The sequence below is a fragment of the Streptomyces laculatispora genome, assembly GCF_017353455.1.
In the GTDB taxonomy this organism is placed as follows: Bacteria; Actinomycetota; Actinomycetes; order Streptomycetales; family Streptomycetaceae; genus Streptomyces; species Streptomyces laculatispora.
Genome location: NZ_JAFMPZ010000135.1, coordinates 1 through 13497 on the forward strand (window position 1 = coordinate 1; position 13497 = coordinate 13497).

General features: G+C 70.9%; 15 protein-coding genes and 1 pseudogene. 8 read left to right on the forward strand and 8 right to left on the reverse strand.

Annotated elements, in window-relative coordinates; all coding sequences use genetic code 11:
• Positions 1 to 294: 294 nt before the first annotated feature.
• Together gap and J1C73_RS08050 are read right to left on the reverse strand one after the other, a co-directional pair.
• Complete coding sequence (gene gap / locus J1C73_RS08045; RefSeq protein WP_207315736.1) at positions 295 to 1293, reverse strand: type I glyceraldehyde-3-phosphate dehydrogenase; 999 nt, start codon at positions 1291 to 1293, stop codon at positions 295 to 297.
• A gap of 103 nt (positions 1294 to 1396) precedes the next feature.
• Complete coding sequence (locus J1C73_RS08050; protein WP_207315737.1) at positions 1397 to 2353, reverse strand: GlxA family transcriptional regulator; 957 nt, start codon at positions 2351 to 2353, stop codon at positions 1397 to 1399.
• A gap of 214 nt (positions 2354 to 2567) precedes the next feature.
• On the opposite strand from J1C73_RS08050, the gene J1C73_RS08055 reads away from it, so the two are divergent.
• Positions 2568 to 2993 carry a VOC family protein gene (locus J1C73_RS08055; RefSeq protein ID WP_207315738.1) on the forward strand — a complete coding sequence of 142 codons (426 nt, stop codon included), beginning with the start codon at positions 2568 to 2570 and terminating at the stop codon, positions 2991 to 2993.
• Positions 2994 to 3007: 14 nt separating this feature from the next.
• On the opposite strand, the gene J1C73_RS35425 is transcribed toward J1C73_RS08055, so the two are convergent.
• Positions 3008 to 3139 carry a hypothetical protein gene (locus J1C73_RS35425; protein WP_278186524.1) on the reverse strand — a complete coding sequence of 44 codons (132 nt, stop codon included), beginning with the start codon at positions 3137 to 3139 and terminating at the stop codon, positions 3008 to 3010.
• A gap of 184 nt (positions 3140 to 3323) precedes the next feature.
• Between J1C73_RS35425 and J1C73_RS08060 the strand changes: the two genes are divergently transcribed.
• Entirely contained in the window at positions 3324 to 4235 is a 912-nt protein-coding gene (locus J1C73_RS08060; protein WP_207315739.1) for a GNAT family N-acetyltransferase, read from the forward strand.
• A 209-nt stretch (positions 4236 to 4444) separates the two neighbouring features.
• Positions 4445 to 5365: a hypothetical protein gene (locus J1C73_RS08065; protein ID WP_207315740.1), complete on the forward strand. Its 921-nt coding sequence runs from the start codon at positions 4445 to 4447 to the stop codon at positions 5363 to 5365.
• A gap of 82 nt (positions 5366 to 5447) precedes the next feature.
• Here J1C73_RS08065 and J1C73_RS08070 read toward each other — a convergent pair.
• From J1C73_RS08070 to J1C73_RS08090, 5 genes and pseudogenes are all read right to left on the reverse strand, one after another.
• Positions 5448 to 5645, reverse strand: a pseudogene (locus tag J1C73_RS08070) (HoxN/HupN/NixA family nickel/cobalt transporter); the annotation flags it as partial.
• A gap of 193 nt (positions 5646 to 5838) precedes the next feature.
• Positions 5839 to 6843: a HEAT repeat domain-containing protein gene (locus J1C73_RS08075; RefSeq protein ID WP_207315741.1), complete on the reverse strand. Its 1005-nt coding sequence runs from the start codon at positions 6841 to 6843 to the stop codon at positions 5839 to 5841.
• Between the two features lie 6 nt (positions 6844 to 6849).
• Entirely contained in the window at positions 6850 to 7518 is a 669-nt protein-coding gene (locus J1C73_RS08080) for a HEAT repeat domain-containing protein (protein ID WP_207315742.1), read from the reverse strand.
• Between the two features lie 182 nt (positions 7519 to 7700).
• Positions 7701 to 8522, reverse strand: coding sequence for an SDR family NAD(P)-dependent oxidoreductase (locus J1C73_RS08085; protein WP_207315743.1), 822 nt, complete (start codon positions 8520 to 8522; stop codon positions 7701 to 7703).
• A gap of 28 nt (positions 8523 to 8550) precedes the next feature.
• The gene (locus J1C73_RS08090) at positions 8551 to 8964 is read right to left on the reverse strand and encodes a PPOX class F420-dependent oxidoreductase (protein WP_207315744.1); all 414 of its coding nucleotides are present in this window, start codon (positions 8962 to 8964) and stop codon (positions 8551 to 8553) included.
• 148 nt (positions 8965 to 9112) lie between these two features.
• Between J1C73_RS08090 and J1C73_RS08095 the strand changes: the two genes are divergently transcribed.
• The 5 genes from J1C73_RS08095 to J1C73_RS08115 form a co-directional block, all read left to right on the forward strand.
• A complete protein-coding gene (locus J1C73_RS08095) occupies positions 9113 to 9652 on the forward strand; it encodes a TetR/AcrR family transcriptional regulator (protein WP_207315745.1) in 540 nt (179 codons plus the stop codon).
• A gap of 325 nt (positions 9653 to 9977) precedes the next feature.
• Positions 9978 to 11006, forward strand: a complete 1029-nt coding sequence (gene argC, locus J1C73_RS08100) for an N-acetyl-gamma-glutamyl-phosphate reductase (RefSeq protein ID WP_207315746.1) — start codon at positions 9978 to 9980, stop codon at positions 11004 to 11006.
• Positions 11003 to 12157: a bifunctional glutamate N-acetyltransferase/amino-acid acetyltransferase ArgJ gene (argJ, locus tag J1C73_RS08105; protein WP_123468530.1), complete on the forward strand. Its 1155-nt coding sequence runs from the start codon at positions 11003 to 11005 to the stop codon at positions 12155 to 12157. Before argC ends, argJ begins: the two co-directional genes overlap by 4 nt.
• Positions 12154 to 13056, forward strand: a complete 903-nt coding sequence (gene argB / locus J1C73_RS08110; protein WP_123468528.1) for an acetylglutamate kinase — start codon at positions 12154 to 12156, stop codon at positions 13054 to 13056. Before argJ ends, argB begins: the two co-directional genes overlap by 4 nt.
• The coding region (locus J1C73_RS08115; RefSeq protein ID WP_207315747.1) for an aminotransferase class III-fold pyridoxal phosphate-dependent enzyme at positions 13053 to 13497 on the forward strand (445 nt) is incomplete at its 3' end. The genes argB and J1C73_RS08115, both read left to right, overlap by 4 nt.

Here is a 13497-nt window from a genome sequence, read left to right on the forward strand (position 1 = left end):
GACGGTGCGCATCAAGGAGCGGAACGCGGAGCGCAGCGGCAAGGCGCAGGAGCCCCGTTCCTGACCCCCGCCGCTGAAACCGCCCGATGTGGGTGGTCCTCGTTCCGTTCGACCGGAACGAGGACCACCCACATCGCGTTGCGGCGGCCGGGGAATCACGGCGGGGGCCGGGCCCCGGAACGCGCCCGTCGTGGCCAGGCCGGAGGCGGCGCCGCGCAGGGACCGCACCGCACCGCCGTCCACGGCCGTGTCGAGGTTCTCGCCGGGGGCGGTGGAGACCGCCCCCGCGAGCGTTCAGCGAGTGGCGAGGAGCGTCAGCGTGTCGATCACGCGGTTCGAGAAGCCCCACTCGTTGTCGTACCAGGCGGACACTTTGATGTGCCGCCCGTCGACCCGGGTGAGCGCCGAGTCGAAGATCGACGAGGCGGGGTTGCCCGTGATGTCCGACGACACGAGGGGGTCGTCCGAGTATTCGAGCACGCCTGCCAGCGGCCCCTGCGCCGCGGCCCGGTATGCCGAAAGCACCTCGTCGCGCGTCACCTCGCGGGCCACGGTGGTGTTGAGCTCGACGATCGAGCCCACCGGAACCGGCACCCGGATGGAGTCGCCCGACAGCTTGCCGTCGAGATTCGGCAGCACGAGGCCGATCGCCTTGGCGGCGCCCGTCGTCGTCGGCACGATGTTGACCCCGGCGGCGCGGGCGCGGCGGGCGTCGCGGTGCGGGCCGTCCTGGAGGTTCTGCTCCTGCGTGTAGGCGTGCACCGTCGTCATGAAGGCGTGCTCGATGCCGGCAAGCTCGTCGAGCACCGCGGCCAGCGGCGCGAGCGCGTTGGTCGTGCACGAGGCGTTCGAGACGACCGTGTGCAGAGCGGGGTCGTACGCGTCGGTGTTGACGCCGTACGCGAGCGTGACGTCCGCGCCGTCCGACGGCGCCGCGACAAGCACCCTCCTCGCGCCCGCGTCGAGGTGGGCACGGGCCGCCTTGGCCGACGTGAAGCGGCCGGTCGCCTCCAGCGCGATGTCGACGCCGAGCTCGGCCCACGGCAGCCGTGCCGGTTCCCGCTCGGCGAGCACCTTGATGCGGCGTCCGTCGACGACGAGGGTGTCCCCGTCCACGGTCACCGGGCGTCCGAGCCGGCCGGCCGTGGTGTCGAACGCGAGCAGACGCGCCAGAGTGGCGGGCTCCGAGAGGTCGTTGACGGCGACGACCTCGAGGTCGCTGTCGCGTTCGAGCAGCGCGCGCAGCACGTTGCGTCCGATGCGGCCGAATCCGTTGATGGCGATGCGAGTCATGTGAGAGTCCCTTCTCCTCGTCCTCAGCATCGCGCTCGCCGGACCCCCCTGGACAGCGGCCTGAACGCCATGGTCCGTAAGGATCTCGCCACCCGGCCGCGGGCTATTCACCCCGGGCGAAGGTGCGCCGGTACTCGCTCGGTGTGGTGCCGAGGATGCGCTGGAAGTGCAGCCGCAGATTCGCACCGGTGCCGAGGCCCACATCGGCGGCGATCTGCTCGACGCCCCGCTCCGACCGCTCGAGCAGCTCACGGGCCACGTCGATCCGGGCCCGCATGACCCACTGCATCGGGGTGTAGCCCGTGTCCTCGGCGAACCGTCGCGAGAACGTGCGGGGCGACACCGCCGCGTGCCGGGCCAGCGCCTCAAGGGTGAGGGGTTCGCCGAGCCGGTGCAGCGCCCACTCGCGGGTGGCGGCGAACCGTTCGCCGAGCGGCTCGGGCACGCTGCGCGGCACGTACTGGGCCTGACCGCCGCTGCGGTAGGGCGCAGCGACCAGGCGCCGGGCCGCGTAGTTCGACGCGGCCACCCCGAGGTCGCCGCGCAGCACGTGCAGGCACAGGTCGATGCCCGACGCGGCGCCCGCCGATGTCAGCACGCCCCCCTCGTCGACGAACAGGACGTTCTCATCGACCCGGACGAGCGGATACTGGGCCGCGAGGGCCCTCGTGTAGTGCCAGTGGGTCGTGGCGCGGCGGCCGTCGAGGAGGCCCGTGGCGGCGAGGGCGAAGGCGCCGGTCGAGATCGCGGCGAGGCGCGCGCCCCGGTCGTGGGCGGCGATCAGCGCGTCGATGACGGGCTGGGGCGGGTCGTCACGGTCGGGGAACCGGTAACCGGGCACGAAGACGATGTCGGCCCATTCGAGCGCGTCGAGCCCATGGGTGACGTAATACGAGAGGCCGTCGCCGCCGGCCACGAGGCCGGGTGCCGCGCCGCACACCCGTACCTCGTACGGCATGCTCGCGCGGGTCGTGAAGACCTGGGCGGGAATGCCGACATCGAGTGGCTTCGCGCCCTCGAGCACGAGGACGGCGACGTGATGCAGGCGGGCGGCTGGCATGGAAAGGGAGCGTACGCGGCAGTCGGCGTCCCCTGCGGACGGCAAAGGCTGAGGAGGGGACATCCACTCCTCGCCGCCAGGACCAGGGCCAGGACCTGCGGGCTCCTCGGGCCGGTGCGGCGGCGAACACGGCCGAGGCCGGCCACGACAACCGCGACAGCGAGGAGAGCGCGGTCTCCCCGGAATCGGCGACCGCTCGCGGCAGAGTGGAGACATGAACGCAGATGACAGGAACATCCTGACCCGATCACGCGTGGCGACCAGACTGCCGGCTCAGGACCTGGACCGGGCGCGGCGCTTCTACTCCGAAGCGCTCGGACTGGATCCCGTCGACGAACGGCCGGGTGGGTTGCTGTACCGGTGCGGGGGCGTGGACTTCGTGGTGTTCCGTTCGACGGGGGCCTCGTCCGGAGCCTTCACCCAGATGGCGTGGGAGGTCGACGACATCGAGACGGTCGTGGCGGAGCTGAGGCGTCGAGGCGTGGTGTTCGAGGACGTCGACGCGCCCGGACTCCGGACGCGGGGCGGGATCGCCGAGGTCGAGGGGAACTACCCGAGCAAGGGCGCGAGGGGCGAACGTGGAGCCTGGTTCCGTGACAGCGAGGGAAACCTGCTGGGCATCGGTGAACTGGTCATGTGACGCGGACACGTGGGTCAGAGGGACGAAGTCCGTGCCGTGCAGTCCCGGACCCCGTTGGCGAACCAGCCCTTGGCGGACGAGGTGACGTTGTGGTCGTTGACCGCAGCGAGTGCGGCTGCGGAGAGTGTGGCGTTGGCCAGACACATTGGTTCCCTCGTTGGTCAGGGGCAGGGGGGTGGTTTCGCCCCGGTGGAACCGCTCTGGCACCTACCCCGGGCCAGGCCCTGACCGCGACAGCGCTTTTGCGTGCTGACGCAAAACCCCTGCGGCGCAAGCGCGTTGACGCTCAGTCCGAGCTCAGGTCCATGACAAGGTGGCTAATGTGATCAGGTGACAGAATTCAACGTCCTTGGTGACAGCACGCAATGGCAGAAGGACTTCGAGCAGCGGCTGCGCGCCTCGTACACGGCGGCCGGGCTCGGTGCGGCCGCGACGGAGCGCATGCTGGGCGACATCCGCGCAGGCACCGGCGACTGGACGGTCGCCGGGATCACGGACGCCGGGACCCGGGTGGGATACGTCGCCGTGGTCGTGGCCGACGACGACCGGTCCGCGGGCCGCATCGGTGACCTCCACGTCGAGGCACGACACGCCGGCCGGGGACACGAGGAGGCCGCCCGGGACTGGGCGGAGCGATGGTGCGCGGAGCGCGGCGCGCGCCGGCTGGACATACGGCTCATCGAGCCCGCAGGCGGGCTGTTCGACCACTACGGCGTCCGGGGCCAGCTCAGGGCGCGACACGTCGGCTCCCCGCCGGAACCGGTCGAAGGCGTCACCGTACGGCCGATGACGCAGGCCGAGTACCCCGAGTGGCTCGCCTCCGAGAAGCTCGCCTACGTCGGCGACATCGTCCGGGCGGGAGCCACGACCCCCGAGGACGCCGCACGCAAGTCCGACGACGACTTCGCCAAGCTGATTCCCGAGGGCCTGGCGACGCCCGAGACCACGCTCCTGGTGCTTGAGGCGGCGGGCGAGCGGATCGGTACCGGCTGGTTGAAGCACGGCCACCTCCCGGGGGCCACGTATGGCTACTCGCTGCACATCGACGAGCGGTACCGCGGCAAGGGCTACGGTCGGGCCGCGATGGCGTCCGGCGAACAGGCGACGCTCGCAGCCGGTGACTCGGTGCTGATGTTCACCGTGTGGGGCGGCAACGAGGTGGCGATGAATCTGTACACGAGCGTCGGCTACCGGATCGTGGAGGAGTACCGCTCCCTCGGCCTTCCCCGCTCCGTGGCCTGAGGCCGCCCGGGCGGTCGCCGCCGGGCGGGGTGGGGCCGACCGGCCGATCCGGCCACTGAGTACTCGGATCGGCCCGCCGGCCGCGGCGGCGACCGGCCGTCCCGTTGGGCGACGATGTCCGAAGCCGACGGCGTCGCCCCTCGCGATCACGTGTGTGCTGAGTACGCGAACTCATGTGCGACAGGGGGTCGCCTGCCAGGCTCCGCGGTATGACGAGTGGCAGAAGCGCGCTGACGGCCCTGCATCTCTTCCTGGTCTGGGCGGCGATGGCGGTCACGGTGCCGACGCTCGGGTTCGGGCTGCTGCTGACCGCGTGGGGCGGTGGGGCCGGTGCGGCGGTGCCCGTGCTCGCGCTGGGATTGCCGCTGGCGGTGGGCCTGCTGGCCACGGCGGGTATCCCGGTGCGGGCCGTGGTGCCGCAGTGCGACTCCGTGCCGCAGCGGCTCGGCTGGGCGGTCATGGTCTTCGTCCTGGGCACGCTCGGCGTCCTGGCGGGGCTGGCCGCCTACGGTGGGGACGTCGACCTGGGGAGCGCCGGTACCCGCTTCGCGCTGACGGGCGTGCCGTACGCCGTGGCCGCGGCGTTCTTCGTACCGAGCCGGTGGGTGCGGCTGGGGGCTGTGGCCGTCCTGGCGGCCGCGGTGGCCTACGGGGGCTTCGTCGGCCCGGCGCAGTCTCAGCAGCGCCGGCACGACGCGGAGGTCGCGCGCTACCGGGAACACGCGGAACTGCTGTACCTGGGTGACGCACCGGCCGGAATGGAGGCGTCCCGTGCCGAGGCCGGGCCCGCCTACTTCAGTGTCGAATACCGCCCCGTCCGGCAGGACGAGGCGGCGTACGTGGACCTCAACGTGCGCTCGACGCTCTCTCCGGCACCGCGATGCCCCGAGCTGGTGGAGAAGGACGTTTCCTGCACGGTGGACGCGCACGGCGCCATGCGTATGGTCCGCACCTTCCCCGGCGGCCGTGCCGTCACCCTCACCCGCCACCTCCAAGGCGCCGAGGCCGAAGTCACCAGCCAGACCCTCGGCGAACCGGCGCTACGCCGTCTCCTGGACACGCTGCACCCGCTGTCGGGCACCGAACTGGCGCAACTGATGCGGGAGAAGAAGATCGACCGCAGGCTCTGAGGCCCGCTCACGGCCAGCAGGGCGGCCCCGGCCCCCGGACGGTGCCCGTGGCCGCGCCACCCGGCACAGCGGTCACGGCGTCGGCGATGTGGTCGGCGTCGAAGGCGTGCCGCATACCCAGGGTGTAGGCGGTGACCCCGATGCCGATCCCGAACGTCTTTTCCCCGAGGGTGTAGTGCTCGGGCGTGACGATCCAGACCAGGGTGAACCAGCCGATCACATGCAGGGCCGCGATGAAGGCGGCCATCCCCGCCATCCGCCGCCACTCGGCCCGGGTCATCGAACCGGCCACCCGCCGCAGGCGGGAGCGGGTGGCGACCGGTCGGGCGGGAGGGGCTGCCATACGCGCCTTCTTTCGCTTCGCTCCCGACACCTATCGCGTAACGCCCGCTATTGCAACATATGTGCAATAAGTCCGTGATGATGTTGGTGCTCCTGGCGGAGCGCGTACGCGGCACCCTTGACCAGGCCCGTCACTGTGCGTCGCGCTGCCGGAGAAGGTGCGCCGCGGTCAGTGCGACGGCGCGGTCCCCGTCCTGCGACAGCTCCTCCAGGGCGCGTGACGCCCGCGCCCCCGGGATGCCCGCCAGTGCCTGGGTCAGCCGCCCGCGCGCGGGCGCTTGTGCGGTGTCGTGGGCGAGGCGGTCGACGAGCCCGGCCGCGAGCCGGTCCGCCGTCGCGGTGTCGCTCGCCAGCACGCTCAGCGCGTCGGCCGCGTCGGTGTCGTTCCGTCCCTCCACGATCATGTCGATGAGCGTCGGGACGGCATCGGCCACACCGCGTGACCCCAGTGCCAGAGCCGCATGCCCGCGGACCATGGCGTCGGGGTTCGCGAGGGCATCCCGCAGCCGCGCGGTGGCCTCATCGCCGGGCAGCTCGGCCAGGGACTGAACGGCGCGTTCCCGCACCGCGGGCACCGGCGAGCCGAGGCCCTCCGCCAGCAGGGCCGGGCCGCGGTCGCCCGACCGCGCCAGCGCCCATCGGATGGCCCCGGCAACGTTCGGCTCGGTCTCGCTCAGTGCCGCCTCGACCAGGGCGTCCACCGGCACCGGAGCCCCGTCGGCCGACGCGAGGGCCGCGCGCTGGCGGGCGTCCGGGCTCTTGGACCCCAGTGCCTGGAGGAGCGCGACGACCTGGAGGACGTCCCCCCACCCGGCGGGTTCCGCGGCATCGATCCGGCGCAGCCGGGTGAGCAGCTCGGTCTCCGCGGCGATGCGTTCGCGCGTCTGGCGGACGAGGTCGTCGACGAGCGCCGATGGCGTGAAGCCGGGATCGTCGAGCGCACGCCCGACCTCACGCAGCGACAGCCCCAGCGACCGCAGGCTCTCGATGTGGAAGACCCGCCGGATGTCCTCCCCGGAGTACTCCCGGTAGCCGGAGCCGGTACGGCCCAGAGGACGCACCAGGCCGAGTGACTCGTAATGCCGGAGCATGCGGGCACTGACCCCGGACCGCCGCGCCACCTCACCGATCAACACGTCCTGTCATCCCTCCTGTCCGGATCCGCCGAGGGCCACGACGCGCTTCGCCTCCTCGATCGCGAAATCGAATCCGGTGTCAGGGTCACCCAGCAGCCGTTGGGTGGCGAGCGCGTGCGCGCGCACGCGCGGGTCGGGGGCCGTTGCCGCGGCACACAGAGCCGGCGCGACCGCTTCCCCCAGCGCGACCAGCGCCCGGCTGAGACTCAGCTGCGTCTCCCGCCCGCCACGCCCGAGCTGCGTCGCCAGCGCGGCGGCCAGTACGGACTCCTCGCCCTCCGGTACGAGCAGGATCGCGGCCCGCCAGGCGCTTCGCGCCACCTCGTCGTCGGCGTCGCTCAGGAGCGTCCGCGTGATCACCGGCCACGCCTGCCGGTCCCCGATCTTGGACAGCGTGTGCAGCGCCTGGCTCCGTGCCTGAGGGCGCTCCGAGCGGACTTCGCGGAGCAGCCCGGGAAGCGTCATGGGCACCGGGTGGCGGGTGAGTGCCCAGGTCAGCATGTCGCGGACGAGGAACTCGGGCTCGATCGCACATCGCTCGATGAGCTTGTCGACGAAGCGCGGGTCGGGCGTCGTGCCGATCTCCAGAGCAGCCCGCAGGCGCACGGACGAACGGCCGTCCTCCAACCCCTGGAGCGTTCGTGCCGCATGAGCGTCCTGATTCGTGATCGTCATCGAGACCACCTCCCTGGCCGGCAGTGAAGACCCTGCCACCGTGTCAAGGTCAAATGATCGGGTCTTCCGGGGCTGTTGCCGCCTTCGTCGGCGTCTCGGTCCGGTGGACGCCAACGACGACGATCGACGGTGTGGTCGGCACCGGTCACGCCGCTCCCTCGGCCCCTCGTCGCCCCTGTCGCTCAGCCGGCCAACAGTCTCTTGGTGTGCAGATGGAGCCGCCGTGCTTCCTCGATGGTGAACCCGGGGCCGTGCGGGTCGAGTGGCACGCCCCGCACGAAGGCGCTGAGCGGCGCGGCGGGTGGGTCGTCCAGCACCTTCAGGATCGGGGCCATGGCCTCCTGGACCGACTGGGCGGACCGGCGGATGGTGTCGATCTGCGCCATGACATCCGGCGTGTACTGCCCCGAGAAACTGGTGCTGACTGTTCCCGGGTTGAGCAGTACGTACCGGACCTTCGTCCCCGGCCGGGTTTGCGTGAAGGCGACGCCGAGCAGGTCGTTGAGTCGCCCGCCCTGCATCAGCGCCCGGTGCCCGTCGTACTCCCGTGCGAGCTGCAGGTCCTCCCAGTGGATCTCTCCTTCGCCGCCGGGCCCGGCGATGTTGAGGATGACCGGGTTGTCGGCGGATTCGAGCAGGTGGGCCAGCCCGTGGCTCAGTACGAAGCGGCTGAGGTAGAAGTGGGCGAAGGTGTTCTCGAAGCCTTCGGCGGTGACCAGGCGGGTGGTCCGGAAGTGCCGGGCGCACAGCACCAGGGCGTCGACCTTCGCAAAGGACGACCTGATGCTGTCGAGCACCGCTCCGGTCCGGGACAGCCGGCTCAGGTCGGCGTGTATGAAGTGTGCCCGCGCGACCGCGCCACGCTGTGCCGCGGCGTCGAGCCATGCCTTGCCTTTGTCCGCGCTGCGCCCGACGACCACCACCTCCTGCCCTTCTTCCAGGTACCTCTGGGCGACGGTCCTGCCGATGCCGTCCGTGCCGCCGGTGATGACGTAGGTCTTCATCAGGGTGCTCCTTTGCCGCGCCTCCGGCTCACAGGAAGCGGGACGCGATCTTTTCGGCGGTGACGTGAACGGTGACCAGTTCCGGGAGGGGGGCGTACGACTCCGGGTGGGGTTCGGCGCAGGTCTTGTCGGTGTACTTGGCCGCCAGTTCGTCCATGCGTTCACGACTGCCCGCGCTCTCGAGCCGGGCGGTGCCGCTGATCACCGCGTATCCGTACGGTTCGTCCGGCGGGTTGACCGACAGGCTCAGTCGTGGATCGCGCCGCAGATTGCGCACTTTGAGCTTGTCGACGCCGGTCACGAAGAAGAGGCCGTCGCCGTCCCTCCCCACCCAGACCACTGACTGGTGCGGACTCCCGTCGGGCTGAAGGGTCGCCACGGTGACGAAGATCCTGGAATCGAGGGTTTCCTTCAGTTTCTCGGACATGCGGACCGGGCTCACGCGGGGCTCCTGGAACGAGGGATGACGCGACGCGGTCGCGCCGGGACAACTAAACACCACAACACTGTGGCAGTTAACCTGTGAATTGCAATAGGGGAGCCGCAGTTGATGGCTCACCGGCCCCAGAGCTGCGTATGCTCCAGTCGCGATGAGAGCTGACGCGGCACGTAACCTGGAGGCGGTCCTGCAGACCGGTGCGCGCCTGCTCGCGCGTGACCCCGGCACGAGCATCGCGGCGATCGCGGCGGCGGCGGGCGTCGACCGACGTACCGTCTACCGCCGCTTCGAGACCCGTGAGGCACTCATGGCGGCTGTCTACGCGGCCAAGCTCGATGCCTGCGAGAAGGTCGTCGCCGAGGCGCGGCTGACCGAGGCTCCCGTGATGGTTGCGCTGCACAGGTATGCGGAGGGCATCATCACCGTCAGCAGGCGTTGGCCGGTGGACGTGCGGCAGATGCGGGACGAGGCGGCCGCCGCCCGCCTCCACCGGCTGATCGGGCAACTCGACGCCTTCATGGACCGCGCGGTGCGCGAGAGCGTCATCCGCCCCGGCCTTCCACTCCGCTGGGCCCGCTCCCAGCTCGTTCACCTCACCAACATCGCCTCACACGAGATGCCGGAGCTGACCACCGCTCAGGGAGCCGACATGGTGGTTCATTCGCTGATCACCGGACTCGGCCCCGCCTGACGGTGCGGCCTCGCAATGCGGACCGACAGGCTTGCCATCGTGGTGTTCCGGCGTCGCGCCCGGTCCGGCTCGGACGGAGTCGTCGCACTCGTCCTGCGCCGTCGTCGCGTCGACCCAGCCGTGACGGACGGCCCCCCCGTGCGATTCTCGGCGGCACGGTGACTCGGCAGGTGAACGACGTGGTCGCTGCCTCGCGGTCCAATGCTCACGCTCGGACGGGCCGACTCAAGCGCTCGGTCACATCGGGATCCGGCCACACTGATCCATTTCTTTGCATAAAAGTGCAATGCTGCGTATAGTCATGCCATCGACGAGGAGGATTTCGATGGTGGTACGTGCAGCGGTGGCAGGGGCGAGCGGATACGCCGGCGGGGAGCTGCTCCGTCTTCTGCTGGTCCACCCGGAGGTCGAGATCGGGGCCCTCACCGCGAACTCCAACGCGGGACAGCCGCTCGGTGCGTTGCAGCCGCATCTGCGGCCGCTCGCCGGGCGGGTGCTTCAGCCGACCACGCCCGAGGTGCTCGCCGGGCACGACGTGGTGTTTCTCGCACTGCCGCACGGGCAGTCCGCCGCCGTGGCGGAGCAACTCGGTGACGAAGTGCTCGTGGTGGACATGGGGGCCGACTTCCGGCTCAGGGACGCCGCGGACTGGGAGAAGTTCTATGCCTCGCCGCACGCGGGTACCTGGCCGTACGGCCTGCCCGAGCTGCCCGGTGGGCGGGCCGGGCTGGCGGGGAGCAAGCGTATCGCCGTGCCCGGCTGCTACCCCACCGCCGTGTCGCTCGCACTCTTCCCGGCGTACGCGGCCCAGCTCGCCGAGCCCGAGGCCGTGATCGTCGCCGCCTCCGGGACCTCCGGCGCGGGCAAGGCGGCCAAGCCGCATCTGCTCGGGTCCGAGGTGATGGGCAACATGTCGCCGTACGGCGTCGGCGGTGTCCACCGGCACACGCCCGAGATGATCCAGAACCTCAGCGCCGCGGCCGGTGAGCCGGTGACGGTCTCCTTCACGCCGACCCTCGCGCCGATGCCCCGCGGCATCCTCGCCACGTGCAGCGCGAAGGCCAGGCCGGGTGTGAGTGCCGAGGCGCTCCGCACCGCGTACGAGAAGGCCTTCGCGGACGAGCCGTTCGTCGATCTGCTGCCCGAGGGGCAGTGGCCCGCGACCGCCGCCGTGTACGGCTCCAACGCCGTCCAGATCCAGGTCGCGTACGACGAGGCCGCCGGGCGGATCGTCGTCATCAGCGCCATCGACAACCTCGCCAAGGGCACCGCGGGCGGCGCCCTGCAGAGCATGAACATCGCCCTCGGACTTCCCGAGGACACAGGTCTTTCCACGATCGGAGTCGCACCGTGAGCGTCACGGCAGCACAGGGGTTCTCGGCGGCGGGCATCGCCGCCGGAATCAAGGAGAGCGGCAACCCGGACCTGGCCCTCGTGGTCAACAACGGTCCGCGTCGCGCCGCCGCGGGCGTCTTCACCTCCAACCGTGTCAAGGCCGCTCCCGTCCTCTGGTCGGAGCAGGTACTCAAGGGCGGCGAGGTGACCGCCGTCGTCCTCAACTCCGGCGGCGCCAACGCCTGTACGGGACCGCAGGGCTTCCAGGACACCCACACCACCGCCGAGAAGGCCGCCGAGGTCCTCAAGGGCCACAGCGCCGGTGAGATCGCCGTCGCCTCGACCGGACTCATCGGTCTGCTGCTGCCCATGGACAAGCTCCTGCCGGGCATCGAGAAGGCCGCGGCGGTACTGAGCGAGCACGGCGGCGAGAAGGCCGCCATCGCCATCAAGACCACCGACACCGTGCACAAGACGGCCGTCGCCGGCGGTGCCGGCTGGACCGTCGGCGGGATGGCCAAGGGCGCGGGCATGCTCGCTCCCGGCCTCGCCACCATGCTCGTCGTGCTCACCACCGACGCCGACGTGGACGCCGCCGGGCTCGACACCGCGCTGCGCGACGCGACCCGCACCACCTTCGACCGGATCGACTCCGACGGCTGCATGTCCACCAACGACACCGTGCTGCTGCTGGCCTCCGGGGCCAGTGGAATCACCCCGGATCAGGGGGAGTTCGCCGAGGCCGTACGGGCCGTCTGCGACGACCTGGCCCGGCAGCTGATCGGCGACGCGGAAGGCGCGTCCAAGGACATCCGGATCGAGGTCGTCAACGCCGCGACCGAGGACGACGCCGTCGAGGTGGGCCGCTCCATCGCCCGTAACAACCTCCTCAAGTGCGCCATCCACGGCGAGGACCCCAACTGGGGCCGGGTGCTGTCCGCCATCGGTACGACGAAGGCGGCCTTCGAGCCGGACGAGCTGAACGTCGCCATCAACGACGTCTGGGTCTGCAGGAAGGGCGGCGTCGGCGAGGACCGCGACCTCGTCGACATGCGCTACCGGGAGGTCAGGATCACCGCCGACCTCGCCGCGGGCACCGAGTCGGCCGTCATCTGGGCCAACGACCTCACCGCGGACTACGTCCACGAGAACAGCGCGTACAGCTCATGACCGCCGCGCGGAAGCACACCGCACTCCCGAAGGCGCAGATCCTCATCGAGGCGCTGCCCTGGCTGACCCGGCACAACGGCAAGACCGTCGTCATCAAGTTCGGCGGCAACGCCATGATCGACGAGGAGCTGAAGGCGGCCTTCGCGCAGGACGTCGTCTTCCTGCGGCACGCGGGCCTCAAGCCCGTCGTCGTGCACGGCGGCGGCCCGCAGATCAGCGCCCAGCTCGACAAGCAGGGCCTGGTCAGTGAGTTCAAGGCCGGTCTGCGCGTCACCACGCCCGAGGCGATGGACGTCGTACGGATGGTGCTCGCCGGACAGGTCCAGCGCGAGCTCGTCGGCCTGCTCAACCAGCACGGACCGCTCGCCGTCGGCATGACCGGCGAGGACGCCCACACCATCACCGCCACCCAGCACCGGCCCGTCATCGAAGGCGAGGCCGTCGACATCGGCCGGGTCGGCGAGATCACCGCCATCGACACCGGGGCCATCCAGGCGCTGCTGGACGACGGCCGTATCCCGGTCATCTCCTCGATCGCCCGCTCCGCCGACGACAACCACGTCTACAACGTCAACGCGGACACCGCGGCCGCCGCGCTCGCCGCCGCGCTGAACGCCGAGACGCTGATGGTCCTCACCGACGTCGAGGGCCTCTACGAGGACTGGCCCAACAGCGACGACGTGATCAGCCGCCTCACCGCCACCGAACTGGAGAAGCTCCTGCCGGAGCTCTCCAGCGGAATGGTGCCCAAGATGCAGGGCTGTCTGCACGCCGTGCGCAACGGCGTCGAGACCGCCCGGGTCATCGACGGGCGGGTCCAGCACTCGATCCTGCTGGAGATCTTCACCGACGAGGGAATCGGCACGATGGTCGTGCCCGACGCACAGGGGGAAGCATGACCAACGCGGAGCTCTCGCACCGCTGGAAGACCGCGCTGATGGACAACTACGGCACCCCGAAGCTGTCCCTCGTCAGCGGATCCGGCGCCTGCGTCCAGGACGCCGACGGCACCCGGTACCTCGACTTCGTCGGCGGCATCGCGGTGAACGCGCTGGGCCACGCCCACCCCGCGGTCGTCGAGGCGGTCTCCACCCAGATCGCCTCGCTCGGCCACGTCTCCAACCTCTTCATCGCCGAACCGCCCGTCGCGCTCGCCGAACGGCTGCTCCAGCTCTTCGGCCGCACCGGCAAGGTCTTCTTCTCCAACTCGGGCGCCGAGGCGGTCGAGGCCGCGTTCAAGATCGGCCGGCTGACCGGGCGCGGCCACATGGTCGCCACCGACGGCGGCTTCCACGGCCGCACCATGGGCGCCCTCGCGCTCACCGGCCAGCCCACGAAGC